Raw genomic sequence first — 20,408 nt, 5'->3', positions numbered from 1 at the left:
CGCGGGTACCCGCGCACCGGTACGGCGGGGGCGCCTTCCCCAGGCGCCCCCGTCGACCGGCCGCGGGGCCGCGGCCGGGGGCCCGCCGGTGCCCCGCAGGGAGGCGCGCGCCGCGAGCAAGCGAGGGGGTCGGGAGCGCACCGGCGACCGGCCGGATCCCGGGGCTACGGGAGCGGAGGCGTGAGACCGGCGCCGCGGCGCAGCTGCTCCAGCGTGGTCGGCAGCGGCGACCACCCGTAGCGGCCGGCCATCACGCCGTTCAGGGCGACCGCGCCGCGCGTGTACGCCTTGCGGACGCCCTGCGGCCGCAGCGCGAACCCCGGCTCGCCCTGCCACTGGTTCGCCTTCAGCGACACCCACAGTGCCGACTGCGTCCCCTCCAGCCGCGCGACCAGCCCGGCGCGCACCCGCAGCCAGCGGCGGACCGCCACACCGGTGCCGGGCCGCAGCGCGTAGTCCTCCACCGCGGGACCGCCCTCGCCGAGCCCCTCAAGCGCGACCCGCACCTTCTCCCGCGCGCCCGCCGAGACGCCGCCGCGGCCGGACATGACGCGCTGCACCACGTCCTCGCCCACGCCCGCGCGCTCGGCGACCACCCGCTGCGGCAGCGCGGACGCGTTCTGCGGGCTGCGGTGCACCCGCACCGTGCCCTCGTCCTCGCCGAGGTCGTCCAGGCGCATCGCGGCCAGCTCCGACGACCGGGCACCGGTGTCCAGCACCACGGCCACCAGGGCCAGCAGCCGCACACGGTCCTCCTTCGACAGGGCGATCCCGTGCCGCTCCACCGGGGCGTCCGACGCCATGTCCGCCAGCTTCCGGTACAGCACCGCCAACTGGCCCGGCGGCACGACCGCCTTGGGCTCGGGCTGGGCCACCACCGGCAGCCACACCTCCTCGCCCGGGCACACCGCCGCGGCCAGGATCCCCAGGCAGTCCCGCACCACCCGCAGCGTCGCCCCGGACGGCGCCCGCCCCACGTCCTGTTCCCGTGCCCACAGCCAGCCGCCGGCCGCCAGCCCCCAGAAGGTCCGCAGCGCCTCGTCCCCGAACAGCTCCGCGGCCCGGGCCGGTCGCACCACCGCGTCCGGCCACTGCCCCAGAGCGCGCTCCCACATGCCGGCGACCATCCTCAACTGCCGCGCCCGCGACGGCGACACGCCGCCGGCCAGGCCGTCGACCACCGAGGACACCGCGCGCGCCGCCGGCGGACCGGTGGCCTTCCCTGTCTGCTCCACGCCGACCAGTGTGCCGCCGGCCGCCTCGTCCGCGGGCCCGCTCGGGCACGAGCCGTGTCCGCGCGGGGCCGGATCCCGCGCGCGGCACGCTCGGGCGGGGGCAGGGTCACCCGCAGGACCCGGCCGAGCGGGAAGCGCGGTCAGGCGCCGGCGCCGCCGTCCACCGGCACGATCGCGCCGGTGACCATCGAGGCGCGGTCGCTGAGCAGCCAGGCGGCCACCTCGGCCACCTCGTGGGGCTCGGCCATCCGCCCGAGCGGGATCGAGGCGTTGATGCGCTCGACGACACCGGGGCTGGCCGCCTCCCAGGCGTCGATCATCTCCGTGGCGGTGCCGCCGGGGGTGATGCCGTTCACCCGGATCCCCTGCCGCCCCCAGGTGACCGCGGCGGTCTCGGTGATGCTGTTGAGGGCGCGCTTCATGGCGCCGTACGCGGGCAGTTCGGGGTTCGCGCGGCGGCTGCCGATACTCGAGGTGTTGACGATCGCGCCGCCTCCACCGCGGCGCATGAGCGCGGCCTGGGCGGTCATCGCGGTCCAGTGCGCGCGGAAGTTGACCGCGAACTGCTCGTCGATGTCGTCCTCGCTCGTGGTGTCGAGGGGACCGGGCTGCTGGATCGCGGCGGCGTTGTTGAACGCTCCGTCGAGCCGGCCGTGCAGTTCCGCGACACGGTCGACCGCCGCGCGGACGCTCGCGCGGTCGGCGAGGTCCGTCGTCACGGCGTCCGCCACGCCGCCCGCGGCGCGGATCTCGGTGACGATCTGCTGGAGGGCTCCGGTGCCGCGGGCGGCGAGCACGACGGCCGCGCCCTCCCGGGCGAAGAGCCGGGCCGCGGCCGCCCCGATGCCGCGGCTGGCGCCGGTGATCAGGACGACCTTGCCGGTGAGCAGGCCGGCGGGTGCGTCGTCGCGGGCGTTCGTGGTGCCGGGGGTGCCGGTGGTGTCGATGTCGTTCGTCATGGCGCCAGTGTCGGCAGGTCCGGCGGACCGGATGCAGGCACAGGCTGTACCAGGGTCGCCGGCCGCGGGACGTGCAGACTGGAGGTATGGACAAGCTGGAACTCGGGGCGTTCCTCCGCAGCCGCCGCGAGCGGCTGCGGCCGGAGGACGTCGGCCTCCCGTCGGGCGCGCGGCGCCGGACGCCGGGCCTGCGGCGCGAGGAGGTCGCGGTCCTCGCGCACATCTCCACGGAGTACTACGTGCGGCTGGAGCAGGGCAGGGCGCCGCGCCCTTCGGGCGAGGTCCTCGCCGGGATCGCCGGCGCGCTGCGGCTCACCGACGCCGAGAGCGACCACCTCCACGTCCTCGCGGGCACCGCGCCAAGCCGTACGGGGCTGGTGCGCCGCGACGTCCGGTCGAGCATCCTCGCGCTGCTGGAGCGGCTGCCGCAGACGGCCGCGTTCGTGATGTCCGCCGCGTTCGAGGTGCTGGCGTGGAACGACCTGGCGACCGCGCTGATGGAGGACTTCAGCCCGCTGGCCCCACAGGACCGCAATCTCGCGCGCCGGGCGTTCCTCACGCCGGAGGACGGCGGCGGGCCGCTGTACGGGGTCTCGGACGCGGCCGAGTTCCGGCAGCACGTCGTCATGCAGCTGCGGTCCACCCTCGCCCGCTACCCGTCCGACCCGGCGGTGACCGGCCTGGTCGACGAACTGCGCGGCGGCAGCCCGGAGTTCGTCCGGCTGTGGGAGCGGCACGACGTGCAGGCCGAGCCGATGCTCACCAAGACCTTCCACCACCCGGCCGTCGGGGACGTCACCGTGGACTGCGACGTGCTCGCGCTCACCGACCGGGACCAGCACCTGGTGCTCTACAGCGCGCCGCGGGGGTCCCGCTCGGCCGAGGCGCTGGCCCTGCTGAACGTGCTGGGCGCCGAGGCCGGCGACTACCGCTAGCGACCCGCCGGCCGCGCCTGCCCCGGACCAGGGGTCCGGGGCAGAGCTGCGGGTCGAGGGTCAGCCCACCAGCTGGCGTCCGGCCGCGACGATGCGGCCGGCGTGGATGACGGTGCGGTCGGTGCCGCGGTCCATCACGGCGGCGGCCACGCTGTCGCCGTCGACCAGGACGAGGTCGGCGGCGTCGCCCGCGGCCACGCCCGGCCGGTCCGCGGTCGACGCCAGGCGGGGCACCGCCGGGTCGAGCAGGGTGTGCCCGCCGCGGCTGGCCACCGCCCAGCAGTGCTCGATCAGCTCGTCCTGGCGGTACCGGTTGGTGAACGCCAGCTGCCAGGTGCGGTCGAGCATGTCGCCGTTGCCGTAGGGCGACCAGTAGTCGCGCTGCCCGTCCTCGCCGAGGCCCACCCGCACGCCGGCCCGCGTCAGGTCCGCCAGCGGCAGGGCGTCGGACTGCCGGGCCGGCGCGATCGTGGCCATCGACACGTCCAGTTCGGCGAACTCCTCGATCAGGCGGCGGGTGGTCGCCTCGTCGACGCTGCCCAGCTCGTAGGCGTGGGAGAGGGTCACCTTGCCCTGCATGCCGAGGGCGCGCACCCGCTCCAGGATCAGGTCGGTGCTGTACACCCCGAGGTGGCCGGGCTCGTGCAGGTGGATGTCGACGGGCGCCTGGTGGCGCTCGGCGAGACCGAAGACGACGTCCAGGTGCCGCACCGGGTCGCGGTCCAGGGTGCACGGGTCGATGCCGCCGACGACGGCGGCGCCGGAGGACAGCGCCTGGTCCATCAGCTGCGGGACGCCCTTCTCCAGGAGCAGGCCGGCCTGCGGGAACGCCATGATCTCCACGTCGGCGCGGTCCTGGTGGGCCTCCTTGGCGGCCAGCACGCCCTCGAAGCGCTCCAGCCCGCTGTCGGCGTCGATCTGCGCGTAGCTGCGCACCCGCGTGGTGCCGTGGGCGATCATCCGGCCCAGCAGGCTCGTGGCGCGCTCGGCGACCGGCGGGTCCTCGCGCCAGTGCGCGCGGTCGTTCATCGTCAGGCCCCACACGCCCGGCTTCCCGGTGTGCGGGCGGAACGGCAACCCGACGCGGTTGGAGTCCAGGTGGCAGTGGACGTCGGAGAACGACGGCATGGCGAGCCGGCCGCGGCCGTCGATGCTCGCCCCGTCGTGGGCGCGGGCGGGGTCGTGCGGCAGCACGGCGGCGATCCGGCCGTCCCGGACGTCGAGGTCGGCGGACTCGCCGCCCCAGGGGCGGACGTTCCTGATCAGCATGGGCAGTGGCTCCTCGCGGTCGGGACTCGTGCCGGGCCGGGCACGCCCTCACCTTAACATTTGGCATACCAAATGCCGAGACGCCTTCCGCGTGCATCCAGAATGCGAGATTGCACCCGAAATCGGCGCCGGATTCACCGAAAGGGCGAACCCCTTTGGTATACAGATACCCGGCAGTATCCGGAGCACGACCGGGCTCCACCCGGCTGTTGCGGCCGGAGCGGGCGGCCGCGGTCCCCGATGCGAAAATGTGGGAATGACAGGCGCTGAGGAATTCACCCCCGAGTCGGAACGGGTCATGCGCGTCCTGCGCGACGAGATCATCGACGGCACTCGGGCCCCCGGCAGCAAACTCGTGGAACGCGAGATCGCCGCCGAGCTGGGGGTGAGCCGGCTGCCGGTGCGCGACGCGCTGCGCGGCCTGGTCGGCGAGGGCCTGGTCAGGCCGCGCCCGCGCTCGTGGGCGGTGGTCCGCGAGTTCAGCGCCACCGACATCTCCGACCTGCACGAGATCAGGTCCGCCCTGGAGACCCTGGGCTTCCGCCTCGCCGCGCAGCGCCGCACCCGCGCCGGGCTCGCCAAGCTGCGCGCTGACCTCGACGCCGAGCAGGCCGCCGCCGCGCGCGGGGACGGGGCCGGCGCACGGCGGGCGGCCGCCGACTTCCACGAGACCGTCACCGAACTCGCCGACAACGCGATGCTCAGCGAGCTCGAACTGGGGCTGCGCAGCCGGATGCGCTGGCTGCTCGGCCAGCACGACGACTTCGCCACCATGGCCGAGGAGCACGAGGAGCTGTTCCGGGCGATCGAGGCGCGCGACGTGAACGGGGTCGTCGAGCTGGCGGAGCATCACCTGGCCACGAGCAGCGACAAGATCGCGGCGCGCCTGCGCCGGGCGGCCGCCGCCGAGTAGCCCCGGCAGCCGCCACCCGGCCGGCAGCGCAGCCACCGCAGTCAACGCGGCCACCGCAGCCACAGCAGCCGCCGCAGCCGCCCTTTGTTATCCCTAAACGCGGGGGGGGGCGGGGGCGCCCCCCCCCCCCGCCCCCCCGCCGCCACCGGCCGCCCCGCAGCAGCGGCGGCCGGCATCGTTCAGGCGCCGACGTACTCCACGCCGCCCGCCACGTCGGCCCGGATCTCGGTGCCGACCCGCCGGGCCAGCAGGTCCTCCAGCCGCTCGAGGGGACCGATGAGGGCGCGGCCGCCGGCCTCGGCGACCCGCACGGCGGCGTCCACCTTCGGCTGCATCGAGCCCTCGGCGAAGGCCAGGCGGGCCAGGCCTTCCGGGGACGCGGTGAGGATGTCGCGCTGCTCGGGCGTGCCCCAGTTCTCGCTGACGAAGTCGCCGTCGGTGAGCATGATCAGCATGTCCGCACCGAGGTCGGCGGCGAGCGCCGCGCTGGCCAGGTCCTTGTCGACGACGGCCTGCATGCCGATCTGGCGGCCTTTGGAATCGGTGCGCACCGGCACCCCGCCGCCGCCCACGCACACCACCAGCGTGCCGCCGTCCAGCAGGCGGCTGACCAGCGGCGCCTGCATGATGCGCAGCGGGTTCGGGGACGGGACCACGCGCCTGAACGCCCCGCCGTCGCGGGCTATCGTCCACCGGTACTCGGCGGCGGCCTCGGCCGCGTCCTGGGCCGAGTACTGCGGGCCGATCAGCTTGGTCGGGCGCTCGAAGGCGGGGTCGGACTCGTCGACCTCGGTGGTGGTGACGACCGCCGCCACCTCGCGTTCGCCCACCAGCGCGTTGGACAGCTCCTGCTGGATGACGTACCCGATCATCCCCTGCGTCTCGGCGCCGAGGATGTCCAGCGGGTACGCGGCCACGTCCTGGTAGGCGAGGTTCTGCAGTGCCAGCAGGCCGACCTGCGGCCCGTTTCCGTGGGTGATGACGACCTCGTGCTCGCGGGCCAGTCCGGCCAGCGCCTGGCAGGCGCCGCGCACGTTGGCGCGCAGATGCTCGGCCGTCATCGGCTCCCCGCGCCGGGCCAGTGCGTTCCCTCCGAGGGCGACGACGATGCGCATGTGATGTCCCTTGCCTTACCTGTGTTCGCGTATCGGAGGCCAAATGGTATACCAATAAGTGTCGAGAGTCCGTCCAGGACTCGTCCAGAGCCGGGCGGCGCGGAGCGCGCGACCGGCAGCCGGGGAAGGAGGTGCGGCCATGCGCCGCTGCGAGCCCATCGCGCTGCGCGTCGCGTCGGGCGACGACGGCCTCCTGCGCGCCCTGGACACCTGCGCCGGCCAGGGCCGGGTGCACTCCGTCTTCACGCGCGTCGTCAACGTCCTCACCCCTGGCGGCACCCTGATCGCGCTGGCCGCCCGCGACGCCGGGCACGCGCCCCGCACCCTGACCGCCGACGTCACGGACTGGGCAGGACGCGGGCTGCGCGCCGACCAGGCGGCGGTGTTCGCACCCGGCAGCATCACGCTCGCCGTCCCCGGCCGGCCCGTACGGCTGGCCACCGCCGGCGCACACCGCTGGTCGGCCGCCGCACCGCCGGTCGCCGGCCTCGCCCCCGGCGCCTGCGCCGCCGCCGCGGACCTCCTGGACCGGCTCAACCGGGACCACGGCGTGCCCGGCGGCATGCTCGGCGCCGCGCCGCACGCCGGCCCGATGGACGCCGCGATCGCGCGCGCCCTGCACCACGGCCGCGCGGTCCTGCTCGACGCGCTCCGCACGGGCGACACCGCCCTGATGCGGCAGGGCGTCCTCGCCCTGCTGGGCCTGGGCCCCGGGCTCACCCCGGCCGGCGACGACTTCCTCACCGGACTGACCCTGGTCGCCGCGCTGCCCGGCAGCGCGCAGGCCGCCCTGGTCCCCGTCCTGCGCGAGGTGCTGTCCGCCCACCCGGAACGCACCACGGACCTGTCCCTGGCGACGCTGCGGGAAGCGGCCGACGCCCGGGCACGGGCCGAACTCCTCGACGTCCTGGGGCTGGTGGCACACGCCGCGGCACCCCGGGAGCTGCACACCGCCGTCCGTGCGGTCCTGGCCATCGGCCACACCTCGGGCAGCGACATCCTGTCCGGCCTCGCGGCCGGACTCCGCCTGGAAGAAGAACTGCGAGGTCCGCTGTGAGCACCACAGCAGTGGTACGGAAGAACACGTACTTCGACTCCGTGTCCCTGATGTCCGTCTCGACCAAGGCCAACGGCCTGGACGGGGTGGAACAGGCGTTCACCGCCATGGGAACCGAGATGAACAAGAGCGTCCTGGAGAACCTGGGCCTGCTCACCGAGGAGTTGCGGGACGCCGGCAACGGCGACCTGATGATCGTCCTCGTCACCGCCGACGGCACCGACACCGACGACCTGCTGGCGCAGGTCGAGGAACTGCTGCACCACAAGGCGCCCGCCTCGGCCGAGGCAGGCGCGGTCACCTACCGCACCGTCAGCGCCGCCGCCGAGGGCGTCGCGGGAGCCAACCTCGCGGTCATCGCGGTCAACGGCGCCTACGCGGCGCGCGAGGCCCGCAAGGCGCTCGTCAACGGCCTGCACGTGATGCTGTTCAGCGACAACGTGCCCGTCGAGGACGAGGTCGCCCTCAAGCAACTCGCCCACGAAAAGGGCCTGTTCATGATGGGCCCGGACTGCGGCACGGCCATCGTCAACAATGTCGCCCTGTGCTTCGGGAACAAGGTCCGCCCGGGCGGCGTCGGGATCGTCGCCGCCTCCGGCACCGGCTCCCAGGAGGTCAGCGTCCGCGTCCACGCCCTCGGCGGCGGCGTCTCGCAGCTGATCGGCACCGGCGGCCGCGACCTGAGCGAGGCGGTCGGCGGCATCATGATGATCGACGGGATCCGCGCGCTGGCCGCCGACGCCGCCACCGACGTGATCGTCCTGGTCTCCAAGCCGCCCGCCCCGTCGGTGGAGGCCAAGGTCCTCGCCGAGGTCGCCGCCGCCGGCAAGCCCGTCGTCGTCTACTTCATCGGCGGCTCGCAGGAGGCGGTCACCGCCGCCGGCGGGCACTTCGCCGCGAGCAGCCTGGACGCCGCCCGCCAGGCCGTGCGGCTGGCCGGCGTCGAGCAGCCGGCCGGCGAGGAGTTCGACGCGTCGGCCGCAGCCGCCGCCGTCGCCGCCCGCCTCTCCCCCGGCCAGTCCTCGATACGCGGCCTGTTCTGCGGCGGGACCCTCTGCGACGAGACGATGTACGCGGTCCGCGAGGCCGGGACCGAGGTGTGGAGCAACATCCACAAGGACCCCGCGCACCGCCTCTCCGCCGACGCTCCCAGCACCGGCCACACCTTCCTCGACTTCGGCGACGACGACTTCACCAACGGCCGCCCGCACCCGATGATCGACCCGGCCCTGCGCCTGGAGCGCCTCGTCGAGGAGGCCAAGGACCCCGAGGTCGCCGCCATCGTCATGGACTTCGTGCTCGGCTTCGGCGCCCACGAGGACCCCGTCGGCGTCACCCTGCCCGCCATCGGCGAGGCCCGGCGGATCGCCGGGGAGGCCGGCCGCCACCTGGAGATCATCGGCTACGTCCTCGGCACCGACCTCGACACGCCCTCGCTGGCGGCCCAGACCGAGGCCCTGCGCGCCGCCGGCGTCACCGTCACCCGCAGCAGCACCGAGACGGGCGCCTTCGCCCGCGAGATCGCACGAAAGGCCCAGCAGGCATGAGCACGCCCCAGACCCCCTCCGCCGCCGCGCTGTTCGCCGCCGACCTCAGCGTCGTCAACGTCGGCCTCGCCATGTTCGACCGGGACATCGCCGCCCAGGGCGCGGCCGTCACCACCCTGGACTGGACCCCGCCGGGCGGCGGCAGCCCGGACGCCGTCCGCGCCCTGGACGCCCTCGACGCGCCCGGGACCGCCGCCCGCATCGACGCCGCCAACGCCGAGGCCGTCGAGCGGATCACCGCCGCCCGGCCGATGCTCGTCGGCTACGGCCGCGCCCTGGACGTCGTCCCCGGCATGACCCCGACCACCATCCTCCACTCCGGGCCGCCCATCACCTGGGAGCGGATGGCGGGCGCCATGAAGGGTGCCGTCACCGGCGCCCTGGTCTTCGAGGGCCTGGCCGAAGACCTCGAGAAGGCCGCGGAACTCGCCGCCTCCGGCGCGATCACCTTCGCCCCCTGCCACGAGCACGACTGCGTCGGCTCGATGGCCGGTGTCACCTCCGCCTCGATGTACATGCACATCGTCCGCAACGAGACCCACGGCAACACCGCGTTCACCAACCTGTCCGAGCAGATGGCCAAGATCCTGCGGATGGGCGCCAACGACCGGAGCGTCATCGACCGGCTGAACTGGATGCGCGACGTCCTGGGCCCGATGCTCAAGGAGGCCCTGGAGATCGGCGGCCCCATCGACCTGCGGCTGATGCTCTCGCAGGCCATCCACATGGGCGACGAGTGCCACAACCGCAACAACGCCGGCACCCTGCTGCTCGCCCAGGCGCTCAGCCCCTCCCTGCTGCAGACGTCCTTCACCACCACGCAGAAGAAGGAGGTCCTCGACTTCATCGCCAGCTCCGACTACTTCTCCGGGCCCACCTGGATGGCCATGGCGAAGGCCGCCCTGGACGCCGCGCACGGCATCGAGAACTCCACCGTCGTCACCACCATGGCGCGCAACGGCGTCGACTTCGGCATCCGCGTCAGCGGGCTGCCCGGCCGCTGGTTCACCGGTCCCGCGCAGAAGGTCGTCGGGCCGATGTTCGCCGGCTACAAGCCCGAGGACTCCGGCCTCGACATCGGCGACAGCGCCATCACCGAGACCTACGGCTTCGGCGGCTTCGCGATGTCCGCCGCCCCCGCGATCGTCGCCCTCGTCGGCGGCACCGTGCAGGAAGCCCTCGGCTACACCCGCGACATGGGTGAGATCACCACCGCGCAGAACCCCAACGTCACGATCCCGGCCCTCGACTTCCAGGGCCTGCCCACCGGCATCGACGTCCGCAAGGTCCTCGACACCGGCATCCTGCCCGTCATCAACACGGCCATCGCCCACAAGGAAGCCGGCATCGGCATGATCGGGGCGGGCATCACGCACCCGCCCGTCGAGGCCTTCATCCAGGCGGCCGGCGCGCTCGCCGACGCCCTCACCTGACGCGCGAGCGCCCGACCGAAAGCCCACACCCACCATGAACACCCACCAGATGGCCGCGGACCAGGACGTCTCCGCGGCCCGGGAACCCGACGCCGAGTACGAACACAGCCCCGTCCCGGCCGGCAGCCGCAAGTCGCTGTGGACCGTCTCGGCCGTGTGGTTCGGCTTCCCGATGATCCTCACCAACGCGGTGCCCGGCGGCGTGGTCGTCGCGATGCTGGGCTTCTGGCGCGGGCTCGCCGCCATCGCGGCGGCCAACCTCGTCATGCTCCTGTACGTCGGCATCCTCAGCCACCGCGCCGGCTCCACCGGCGAGAGCTTCTCGCTCCAGGCCACCCGCACCTTCGGACGCGTCGGCTACATCGTGGCCTCCGCGTTCCTGGCCACCGTCGTGGTCGGCTGGTTCGCCTTCAACACCGGCGCCACCGGCGCCACGCTCCACCAGGCGTTCGGCTGGCACGAACGACTCGTGGCGGTGCTCGCCGGGCTCGGCTTCATCGCCCTGACCTACCTCGGCATCCGGGCACTGTCCTGGCTCGGCGCGGTGGCCGCGCCGCTGTTCCTGGTCGCGGGCGGCATCGCCCTGGTGATCGTCGGCCGCCACCAGGGCCTCGGCGCCGTCACGTCGTACCAGGGGGTCGGCGGCAACGCGACCCTCACCTTCGGCGCGGCCGTGTCCATGATGATGGCCACCTTCGCCGACTCCGGCACCATGACCGCCGACTTCACCCGCTGGTCCAAGAACGGGCGCCAGGCCGTCCTCGCCACCATCAGCGCCTTCCCGGTGGCCAGCGTGGTCGCCCAGGTCACCGGCGGGCTCGTCGTCGCGGCCGGCGCCGTCGCCGCACCCGCGACGGCCGGCGGCGACTTCCTGCCCATCCTCACCGGGCAGCACACCGGCGTGCTCAACGTCCTGGCCGCCGTGTTCGTCTTCGTCAACCTCGGCTCCGTGTGCAGCCACTGCCTCTACAACGGCGCGCTCGGCTGGTCCCACCTGACCGGGCGCAGCATGCGGACCATGACCGTCGCCCTCGGCCTGCTCGGCACGGTCGCCGCCCTCGCCGGAGTGTGGAACCACTTCCTGGACTGGCTGGTCATCCTCAGCGTCTTCGTGCCACCGCTCGGCGGCGTGCTCATCGCCGACCAGTTCGCCGCCCGCGGCGGCCGCGGCGCCATGGACAGCCGCGGCACCACCGCCGTCCGCCCCACCGCCTTCGGCGCCTGGGCGATCGGCGCGGGAGCGGCGGCCATCGCCCACTGGTACGCACCCCAGCTGTCCGACGCGGTCACCGGCCTTGTCGTCGCGTTCGTCGCCTACGCGATCCTCGAACGGGCCCTGCCCGCGTCGATCGCCGTCGGCACCGGCACGGCGGGCGGCTCCGCCGCGGGCTGAGCCGCAGCGGACCGAGCGGGGCCCGGCCGGCCAACGCGAGCTGCGGCACGTCGCGTTGACCGGCCGGGCCCGGTTTGTGACAGAGCTATGGCAGAAGCAGTGACCCGCGTCACGGTGCGGGAGCGGCCGGGCTGATCGACTGGCCGCATGCGCCGGAACCTGCTCGCCCTGACCACCGCCACGGCCGCGTTCGGCACCCTGCTGATCACGGCGTGCGGAACGCAGCAGTCCGCCACCCGGCCTCCCGGCACCCCGCCGGCCGACTCCGGCTCACCGTCCTGCACCACGCCCGGCGGCGCGACGACGGCGCCCCAACTCCCGCCCTCCAGCGGGGAGACGGAGGAGACGGACGGGGTCCGGCTCACCGGCGCCCCCGGCTGCCAGGAGTTCGAGGTCACCAACACCACGGGCAGTACGGCCACGTTCACGATCACCTACCAGCTGATGTCCGAATCCGGTGCCGCCCTGAGCAGTTCACGGCAGACGGTGGACTCCGTGCCACCGGGCGTCACCGTCCGCAGGGCCGCCGGGCCCGGCGGGACGCCCGCGGGCACGGGCAGCACGACGCACGTGCGGATCATCCACGCCAGGAGCGTGCCCACCGCGCAGGCGCCGACCTCGGCCGGCCCCTGCCCGCCGTCCGGCGTGCACCTGTACGCCGACGACGGCGACGCCGCGATGGGCCTGCGCGTCGTCGGACTGCGTCTGCGCAACTGCGGAACCCGCGCCTTCACCCTCGACGGCTACCCGCAGGTGCAGCTGTTCGACGCCGGGCACCGGGCGATCGGGACCGTGAAGATCCTGCACGGCGGGGACGCCGTGGCCGCCGGCACCGGAGCGGACGGCCAGCCGGGGCCGCTGGTGCTGAAGCCCGGCGAGGGCGCCCACGCCGGGCTGGTCTGGCGCAACACCACCGGCCTGGGCAGCGATCCCGTGAACGCGCCGTACGTGCGGGTGGTGGCGAAGCCCGGCACCGCGCCCGTCATGGTGACGCCCGAATTGGACCTGGGCACCACCGGCAGGCTCGCCGTCGGCCCCTGGAAGAGCGACGGCACCTCGTAGGGGCCCTGGGCTCCGGGGTGTCCACGGTGTCCGGGGCGGCGCGGCCCTGGCACGGATCCGGGATCCTGCACCGGTTACTCCCCGTGGCCCTGCGTGCCGGCCATGTCCGGCAGGTGAGCGGCGATTGACCGGGGCCAAGGCGCCTGTTCCAATGGCGGGATGCGTTCCGAGACGACGTTCCTGGTGATCAGGGCCCACATCGACTTCGGTCGGGTGTGGTCCGCCGCGTGTCGCTGACCGCGCGCGCCCTTCACCACGATCCGTCCGCAACGTCCCGGAGCCTTCCATGCCCGACCCCACCCCCGGCGCGCCCGCCCGCGTCGACCCGCGCGGACCGCGCTTCGCCGCCGTGCTCACCACCGTCGTCCTGCTCGTCGTCCTGATCACCGGCAGCGGCGTGCTGCTCGCGGCGCAGGCCGTCGTCTTCGCCCTGGGCGCGGCGCTCGGACTGCGCTGGTCCCCCTACGGCTGGCTCTACCGGCGGCTGGTGCGCCCGCGCCTGGGACCGCCGCGGGAACTCGAGGACGAGAGGCCGCCGCGGTTCGCGCAGACGGTCGGCCTGGCGTTCGCGGTCGTCGGGGCGATCGGCTACCTGTCGGGGCTCACCTGGCTGGGCATCGCCGCGACGGCGGCGGCGCTCGGTGCGGCGTTCCTCAACGCGGCCTTCGACTACTGCCTGGGCTGCGAGGTCTACCTGCTGGCGGTGCGCGGCCGCGCCCGGCTGGGCCACGGGTGACGGTCGTGAGCGATCCGACCGGACTGATCGTGGCCGCCGTCGTGCTGGTGCTCGCCACCGCCTTCGGGCTGGTCCGCGCCAGGCGCGACGGCAGGCTCCGCCGCGGTGGCGGGGACGGCGCCCTGCGGCTGTCCTCCGGCGACCTGGGCGAGGCGCTCGGCGAGCGGGCGACGCTCGTGCAGTTCTCGACGGCCATGTGCGCGACCTGCCCCGGCACCCGCCGCCTGCTGGCGGGCGTGGCCGCCGAGACACCGGCGTGCGCCACGTCGAGATCGACGCCGAGACCCGGCTCGACCTGGTCCGCCGCGTCGAGGTGATGCGCACCCCGACCGTCCTCGTCCTCGACCGCGCCGGCCACCTGGTCCGGCGCGCCTCCGGTCCCCCGACCCGCTCCGACGTCCTCTCGGCCCTGGCCCTCGCCACGGCGGACTGAACGGCGCGCCGGCCCCGGTACCGCTGCACGGGCCTTCGCCCCGGGACCGCACCGGACCGCACCGCGTCCCCTCGGGGACAATCGTGCCGTGGGAACGGACATCCGGGGATACGTGGAGTGCCGCACGTGGGGCCACGCGCCCGCCGCCGCGACGCGGTTCCCGCTGACGGCCTGTGGGGGCCGGTGTGGGCCGTCATGCGGGCTCTCGCGGACGTGCACGGTGCGCGGAACGTGCGTCTCGTCGTGTGGTTCGAGGAGTAGGCCGCTCAGGAGACCGTCGCCGGGGTGTCCCGGACGGTGACGGTGGCGTGGCTCTCCTGGAAGCTCTGGTCCGAGACGAGGGTCAGCCGGGCCGTGGCCTGGAACTCGGGGAGGGTGGTGGAGCCGCAGGAGACCATCGTGGTCTTGAGCTTGGCGACGGTCAGGGCGAGGCCTTCGTCCAGGTCGCCCGCGTAGGGGACGTAGCCGTCCACGCCCTCCTCGAAGACCAGGCCCTGGCCTCCCTGGCCGTAGCGCTGCCAGTTGCGGGCCCGGTTCGATCCCTCGCCCCAGTACTCCTTCACGAAGCCGTCGCGGGTGGGCAGCTTCGCTCCGGCCGCCTGGTCGAAGCGGGCGAAGTAGCGGCCCATCATGACGAAGTCGGCTCCCATCGCCAGCGCGAGGGCCACGTGGTAGTCGTGCACCAGCCCGCCGTCGGAGCAGACCGGCACGTACGCGCCGGTGCGTTCACGGAAGGCGTCCCGGGCCGCCGCGACGTCCAGCACGGCGCTGGCCTGGCCGCGCCCGATGCCCTTCTGGTCCCGGGTGATGCAGATCGAGCCGCCGCCGACGCCGACCTTGACGAAGTCCGCACCGGCCTCGGCGAGGAAGGTGAACGCCTCGCCGTCGACCACGTTGCCGCCGCCGACCGGGATCTGCGGGTGGTGCTTCTTCACCCAGGCCAGGGCCTGCGCCTGCCAGTCGCTGTAGCCGTCGGAGGAGTCGAAGCACAGCACGTCCGCGCCGGCCTCCAGCAGCGCCGGGACGCGCTCCTGGTAGTCGTGGGTGTTGATCCCCGCGCCCACCCGCAACCGCTTCGCGTCGTCCACGAGTTGGTGCGGGAAGCGCTTGTTGTCCGCGTAGTCGGACCGGAACACCAGATGCTGGAGGCGGCCCTCGGCGTCGAGCACGGGGAGGCAGTCCAGGCGCTCGTCCCACAGCCGCGCGTTGGCCTCGGACAGCGTGATGTCGGCCCCGGCGTGGGCCAGTTCGGCGACCGGGGTCATCCGCCCGCTGACCGGCCCGTCCAGGTCGTGCCGCTGCGGGTGGAAGTCGCGCGAGGTGACCAGGCCGAGCAGGCGGCCGGTGGCGGTCCCGTCGTCGGTGACCGCGGCGGTGCTGTGTCCGGTGCGGCGCATGGCGCCGGCCAGCAGGCTGAGGCTGTCGTCCGGGCGGACGTTGGTGTCGCTGGTGACGAAGCCGGCCTTGAAGTTCTTCACCTGACGGACCGCGGCGGCCTGGTCCTCGATCGGCTGGTTGTGGTGCACGAAGCTGAGGCCGCCGTTGCGCGCGAGCGCGATCGCGAGCTCGGGTGTGCTGACGGCCTGCATGATCGCCGACGTGAACGGGGACCGCAGCTCGATCGCCGCCGTCTCGCCCGCGGTGTGCCGCACCAGGGGCGTGCGCAGGTCGACGGTCGCGGCCGAGCAGTCGGTCCGGGTCCGGTTCGGCAGGAGCAGGAACTCGTTGAACGTCCGTGAGACCTCGGCGATGACCTGTGCCACTCGTTCCTCCTGACGGGTCGGCCGGGGCCGTACTGCCCCGCCGTGAAGTCGCCCCGCTCCATGGCCCGGGCGGGCAGAGTCCGGCACGGCGGCCGTGGAGGTGCCACCGGCCGCGGCAGAGCCCTGACCGGCCCGTGGATCGAACCGGGTGCGGTCGTGACCTGCACCTTAGCGATCAGGCGGGCCCCGCACGAATCCGGCCCGCCGTCCCGGCCGCAGCCGGGCCGCTACGGGGTGGGCGTCGCGGTGAGGACGGCGGCGTGGACGGCACGGGCGAGCCGGGCGCCCCACAGGGAGCGGGGGCCCGCGAAGGCGTGGACCTCGCCGCCGGGCTGCGGGGTGCGGGCGGCGACGCACACCGCGTCGGTGGGGGTGCCGGAGCAGTCGTAACCGGCCTGCAGCAGGGCCTGGACCTTGGCCTCCGTGGCGGTGGCCACCGCGTTGACCAGCGCGGCGTCGGTCAGCGCGGCCGGCACGGCGGCCACGATGTTGATGGTGCCCGGAGGTGCCGGCGCCGGGCCGCCCTCGGCCGGGGAGGCGGCCCAGCCGCGGACGCCGAGACCGGCGGTGGCGAACGCGTCGGCACCGCCGTCGCGTCCGTGCCCGAACGCCGTGACATCGGCGGCGGTCATCAGCCCGACTCCCGGCCCGCCCGCACCGGCGGCCGCGGCGAGCTCGGCGAGGTGCCGGTCCGGGTCGGTGCGCCGGTAGCCGTGCGAGACCTGCGCGTTGAGGACCCACTCGCGTGGGCCGAGGCCGCCGCCGAGCACCGCGCTGCTGATCATCCGCCAGCCGCCGCCGGCCCGCCACAGCAGGGCGTGCAGCCGCTCGCCGTCCTCGGTGCGGGCCAGGCGCTCCACCCGGAGCAGCCCGGGAGCGTGGCGGGGCGGCGGGATGACGGCGCTCACCGGGCAGCTCTCCTTGGACGGCGTGGAACGGGCTGATCCTACGGGGTGGCCGTGGGGTGGTCCGCGCGGCACCGGTCGCCGCGGCTCCGCGGCGCCGCGGCGGGAGACCGGCGCGTCGCGTCGGCGCGTGCACCCCCTCGCCGGCGAGTTCTGTCGCCGACCGCACGGGACGTCCGGTGGTGGCGGGGATCCGGGCCAAGTCGGGCGATCCACGCCGGAATTCCACCGTCAACAGGAAGAATGGGGAAGCAGTTTCGAACTCTTGACGGCCTAATAGGCGAACCGTAGCGTGAGGCTCCGCAAGGCTCCGGAGACCCCCGAACGTGATCTTCCGTCAGCGGCAGGGTTCCCGGTGTCTGGCCAGACCGCCCCGTCGCTGCTTCTGGGAACGCAGAAGCACGTCCCAGAGGAGCGTTGCCTTGAACAGCAGACCGTCACTCCGGCACCCGTCCGGGGGGAGCCGGAGCAGCACCAGGAACAGACGGAGAGCGAGCAGAGCCGGCCTCGTGCTGGCCCTCGGCTGCCTCCTGGGCGGCGGTGTGGTCGCGACACCCGCGTCCTCCACCCCGCAGCCGGCCACCGCCGCCGCCAACAGCGCGGGCGGGTGGGTGCTCAGCACCACCGACACCACGAAGGACTACGCGCCGACGTTCGTCGGCAACGGCTACCTGGCGGCCCGCGTGCCCGCGGCCGGCGAGGGATTCTCCAACAGCCCGGTGGTCACCCAGTCCGAACTCGCCGGCTTCTACGCCTCCCCCGCGGGCCAGTACGAGCGGCGCGCGAGCCTGCCTTCCTGGACCACGCTCGGCTTCGGGCGCACCGGCGACGTCTACGGCGTGCCCGGCAACTGGTCGTGCGGGTTCGACCAGATCTGCCCGGCCAAGGACGGCCAGATCTCCGGCGGCGCGTTCGTCGAGACCTCCCACGGCGGCTCCGTCGCCGGCGGCTACCTGGCCGGCCTGAACACCAACAACACGCCGACGGTGGGCGGCACCGACCGCATCGTGGTCCGCGACGCGCCCGCCGGCCAGGCCGTGGTGGACGTGCGGTACGCGAACGGCACCGGCACCGCGCAGACCGTCCACCTGGGCGTGAACGGCACGCTGCAGCAGCTGTCGCTGGCGCCCACCGGCAGCTGGGACACCTGGTCGGTGGCCCATGTGCCGGTCACGCTGGCGGCCGGCTCCAACACGCTGGAGATCACGGTCGCGCAGGACGACACCGCGCGGGTCAACGTCGACTACCTCGCGCCGTACGCCAGCGGCGCCCAGCCGCCGACGGACATCGCCCCCGCCACCAACGGCACGACCAGCGGCTACCGGCAGTCGCTCGACCTGCGCACCGGGGTGCTCACCACCTCGTTCGACTGGACGTCCGCGCAGGGCGACCGGACGAGCTTCGTCTACGCCGTCAACGCCAACCGCGCGCAGGGCCACCTGGGCACGGTGACCGTGCGCGCCGTGCCGCACTGGAGCGGAACGGCGACCGTCGTGGACGAGTTCGACGGCCGGGGCCTGGACCACGCCTCCGCCGTGAACCCGGCGGTGGACGGCAGGACCGGGACCCTGTCGGAGAGCGTCGTGACCGACGGCAGCCTGGTCACCGCCGGGCTGAACTCCGTGCTGCGGGTCGACGGGCGCGCCCCGCGCACCGCGCCGACCGCCGCCGCCGGCGACGGCAGCGCCGGGCAGAGTGCGGACTTCGCGGTCCGCGACGGTCAGGCGTACGAGATCACCAAGTACGTGGGCGTCGCCTCCAGCGTCGACACCGACCGGGCTCTCAAGGCCGCGACGCCCCAGCAGGCCGCCGCGAGGACGGCCGCCGACGCGGCGGAGAACGGCTACCAGGACACCCTCGCCCGCAACAACAGCGCCTGGGCGAGCCTGTGGCAGTCGGACATCTCGGTCCCCGGCGACACGGCGATGACCGCGCAGATCCACGCGTCCATGTTCTACCTGCTGGCCAGCATGCGTTCCGGCGTCACCTGGAGCACCAGCCCCGGCGGGCTGTCCTCCGACGGCTACAACGGCCACGTGTTCTGGGACATGGAGACCTGGATGTACCCGGCGCTGCTGGCGCAGTTCCCCGACATCGCGCAGACCGCCGACACCTACCGGCAGAAGCTGCTTCCGGCGGCCGAGGCCGCGGCCGCGGCGCTGTCCACCGCGGACCACCCGATCAAGGGCGCCAAGTTCCCCTGGGAGAGCTCCCTGACGGGCAAGGAGACCATCCCGCCCGGCAACCCCGAGGGCGACCAGGAGATCCACATCAACTCCGACATCGCGCTCGCCCAGTGGCAGTACTACCAGGCGTCCGGCGACACCGCGTGGCTGCGGGACAAGGCGTGGCCGGTGCTGAAGGACATCGCCGACTACTGGGCGACCCGGGCCGTACCGGACGCCGCCGGCGGCTACGACGTCAAGGACGTGCAGGGCGCCGACGAGTACCACGCCCACGTCGACAACAGCGCCAGCACCAACGCGGGCGCGCAGGCGTCGCTGCGGATCGCCGTGCAGGCGGCCGGCATCCTCGGCAAGGCGGCCGACCCGGCGTGGAGCACGGTCGCCGACGGCCTGAAGATCCCGGTGGACACCGCCGCCGGCATCCACCCCGAGTACCAGGGCTACAGCGGCCAGCAGGTCAAGCAGGCCGACGTCACGCTGCTCCAGTACCCGTGGGCGGTGCCGATGCCGGCCGCGCTGGCGCAGAACGACCTGGACTACTACGCGCAGCACACCGACCCCGGCGGCCCGTCGATGACCGACGCGATCGCCACCATCGACGCCGCCGCGCTCGGCTCGCCGGGCTGCACCGCCTACGACCACCTGCGCAGCAGCGTCGACCCGTTCATCGCCGCGCCGTTCGACCAGTTCCACGAGACGCGTTCGGGCGGGGCGTTCACCTTCACCACCGGCGAGGGCGGCTACCTCCAGCAGTTCCTCTACGGGTTCACCGGGCTGCGCTGGGGAACCGACGCGGTCACCGTCGACCCGTTCCTGCCGCAGCAACTGCCGGGCGTCGACATCACCGGCGTGAAGTGGCACGGCCGGACGTTCGACATCTCCGTCGGGCAGACGACCACGACGGTGACCGAGCGGACCGGACCGCCGCTGACCGTGCGGGACCGCAGCGGCGCGCTGCACAAGGTCACCCCGGGCACGCCGCTCCACCTGGCCACCCGCCACCCGGCCGCGACGTCCGGCCCCGTCATCTGCAACACGCCCGTCACCGGCGTGGCCAGCACCCGCTGCATCGACATCGCCGGCGGCAACAACGGCGACGGGACTCCCCTGCAGCTCTACGGCTGCAACGGCACCGTCGCCCAGACCTGGTCGATGCCCGGTGACGGCACGGTGCGCGCCATGGGCAAGTGCATGGCCGTGAGCGGCGGTTCCGACGCCGACGGGACACCGGTCCAGATCTCGACCTGCACCACGAGTCCATCCCAGCAGTGGACCTACGACCGGGACGCCCGCACCCTGAAGTCGTCGCTCGGCAGATGCCTGACGGCGGCGGGAGGGGCGACCGCCAACGGCACGCGGCTGCAGATCGCGGCCTGCCAGGGCACTCCCGACCAGCAGTGGAACTTCCCCTCCTGACGGGTTGACGGCCGCACGGCCCTGCGATCCGACCACCCCGACGGCAGGGCC

The 20,408-nt window shown here is 74.1% G+C and carries 15 protein-coding genes and 1 pseudogene; 10 read left to right on the top strand and 6 right to left on the bottom strand.

The window, feature by feature from the left end; translation table 11 throughout:
- Positions 1–164: 164 nt before the first annotated feature.
- Complete coding sequence (locus ACH4TG_RS27340; RefSeq protein ID WP_398245192.1) at positions 165–1,235, bottom strand: hypothetical protein; 1,071 nt, start codon at positions 1,233–1,235, stop codon at positions 165–167.
- Positions 1,236–1,375: 140 nt separating this feature from the next.
- Positions 1,376–2,194: an SDR family NAD(P)-dependent oxidoreductase gene (locus ACH4TG_RS27335; RefSeq protein ID WP_398245191.1), complete on the bottom strand. Its 819-nt coding sequence runs from the start codon at positions 2,192–2,194 to the stop codon at positions 1,376–1,378.
- 86 nt (positions 2,195–2,280) lie between these two features.
- Here ACH4TG_RS27335 and ACH4TG_RS27330 point away from each other — a divergent pair, with 86 nt between their 5' ends.
- Positions 2,281–3,129, top strand: coding sequence for a helix-turn-helix transcriptional regulator (locus tag ACH4TG_RS27330; RefSeq protein ID WP_398245190.1), 849 nt, complete (start codon positions 2,281–2,283; stop codon positions 3,127–3,129).
- A gap of 60 nt (positions 3,130–3,189) precedes the next feature.
- Here ACH4TG_RS27330 and ACH4TG_RS27325 read toward each other — a convergent pair whose 3' ends face one another.
- Positions 3,190–4,398, bottom strand: a complete 1,209-nt coding sequence (locus ACH4TG_RS27325; RefSeq protein ID WP_398245189.1) for an amidohydrolase family protein — start codon at positions 4,396–4,398, stop codon at positions 3,190–3,192.
- A gap of 256 nt (positions 4,399–4,654) precedes the next feature.
- Here ACH4TG_RS27325 and ACH4TG_RS27320 point away from each other — a divergent pair, with 256 nt between their 5' ends.
- Complete coding sequence (locus ACH4TG_RS27320) at positions 4,655–5,311, top strand: GntR family transcriptional regulator (RefSeq protein ID WP_398245188.1); 657 nt, start codon at positions 4,655–4,657, stop codon at positions 5,309–5,311.
- 179 nt (positions 5,312–5,490) lie between these two features.
- On the opposite strand, the gene ACH4TG_RS27315 is transcribed toward ACH4TG_RS27320, so the two are convergent.
- Positions 5,491–6,426, bottom strand: coding sequence for a carbamate kinase (locus ACH4TG_RS27315; protein WP_398245187.1), 936 nt, complete (start codon positions 6,424–6,426; stop codon positions 5,491–5,493).
- Between the two features lie 139 nt (positions 6,427–6,565).
- On the opposite strand from ACH4TG_RS27315, the gene ACH4TG_RS27310 reads away from it, so the two are divergent.
- The 7 genes and pseudogenes from ACH4TG_RS27310 (at position 6,566) to ACH4TG_RS27280 (ending at position 14,087) form a co-directional block, all read left to right on the top strand.
- Entirely contained in the window at positions 6,566–7,483 is a 918-nt protein-coding gene (locus ACH4TG_RS27310; protein WP_398245186.1) for a DUF2877 domain-containing protein, read from the top strand.
- Entirely contained in the window at positions 7,480–9,030 is a 1,551-nt protein-coding gene (gene fdrA / locus ACH4TG_RS27305; RefSeq protein ID WP_398245185.1) for an acyl-CoA synthetase FdrA, read from the top strand. The genes ACH4TG_RS27310 and fdrA overlap by 4 nt, the downstream gene beginning before the upstream one ends.
- A complete protein-coding gene (locus ACH4TG_RS27300; RefSeq protein ID WP_398245184.1) occupies positions 9,027–10,463 on the top strand; it encodes a DUF1116 domain-containing protein in 1,437 nt (478 codons plus the stop codon). The genes fdrA and ACH4TG_RS27300 overlap by 4 nt, the downstream gene beginning before the upstream one ends.
- A 34-nt stretch (positions 10,464–10,497) precedes the next feature.
- A complete protein-coding gene (locus tag ACH4TG_RS27295) occupies positions 10,498–11,856 on the top strand; it encodes a cytosine permease (protein ID WP_398245183.1) in 1,359 nt (452 codons plus the stop codon).
- 147 nt (positions 11,857–12,003) lie between these two features.
- Positions 12,004–12,918, top strand: a complete 915-nt coding sequence (locus ACH4TG_RS27290; protein WP_398245182.1) for a DUF4232 domain-containing protein — start codon at positions 12,004–12,006, stop codon at positions 12,916–12,918.
- A 286-nt stretch (positions 12,919–13,204) separates the two neighbouring features.
- A complete protein-coding gene (locus ACH4TG_RS27285) occupies positions 13,205–13,654 on the top strand; it encodes a DUF4395 domain-containing protein (protein ID WP_398245181.1) in 450 nt (149 codons plus the stop codon).
- Between the two features lie 26 nt (positions 13,655–13,680).
- Positions 13,681–14,087, top strand: a pseudogene (locus ACH4TG_RS27280) (thioredoxin family protein).
- Positions 14,088–14,353: 266 nt separating this feature from the next.
- Here ACH4TG_RS27280 and ACH4TG_RS27275 read toward each other — a convergent pair.
- Together ACH4TG_RS27275 and ACH4TG_RS27270 are read right to left on the bottom strand one after the other, a co-directional pair.
- A complete protein-coding gene (locus ACH4TG_RS27275; protein ID WP_398245180.1) occupies positions 14,354–15,850 on the bottom strand; it encodes an IMP dehydrogenase in 1,497 nt (498 codons plus the stop codon).
- Positions 15,851–16,077: 227 nt separating this feature from the next.
- Positions 16,078–16,758 carry an adenosylcobinamide amidohydrolase gene (locus ACH4TG_RS27270; RefSeq protein ID WP_398245179.1) on the bottom strand — a complete coding sequence of 227 codons (681 nt, stop codon included), beginning with the start codon at positions 16,756–16,758 and terminating at the stop codon, positions 16,078–16,080.
- A gap of 506 nt (positions 16,759–17,264) precedes the next feature.
- Here ACH4TG_RS27270 and ACH4TG_RS27265 point away from each other — a divergent pair.
- Positions 17,265–20,357: a ricin-type beta-trefoil lectin domain protein gene (locus tag ACH4TG_RS27265; RefSeq protein ID WP_398245178.1), complete on the top strand. Its 3,093-nt coding sequence runs from the start codon at positions 17,265–17,267 to the stop codon at positions 20,355–20,357.
- Positions 20,358–20,408: the final 51 nt, after the last annotated feature.

The organism is Streptomyces sp. NPDC020917 (assembly GCF_044333795.1).
Classification (GTDB): Bacteria; Actinomycetota; Actinomycetes; order Streptomycetales; family Streptomycetaceae; genus Actinacidiphila.
Note: the sequence above shows the minus strand (reverse complement) of the source record. Positions and strands in the feature narration are given on the sequence as shown.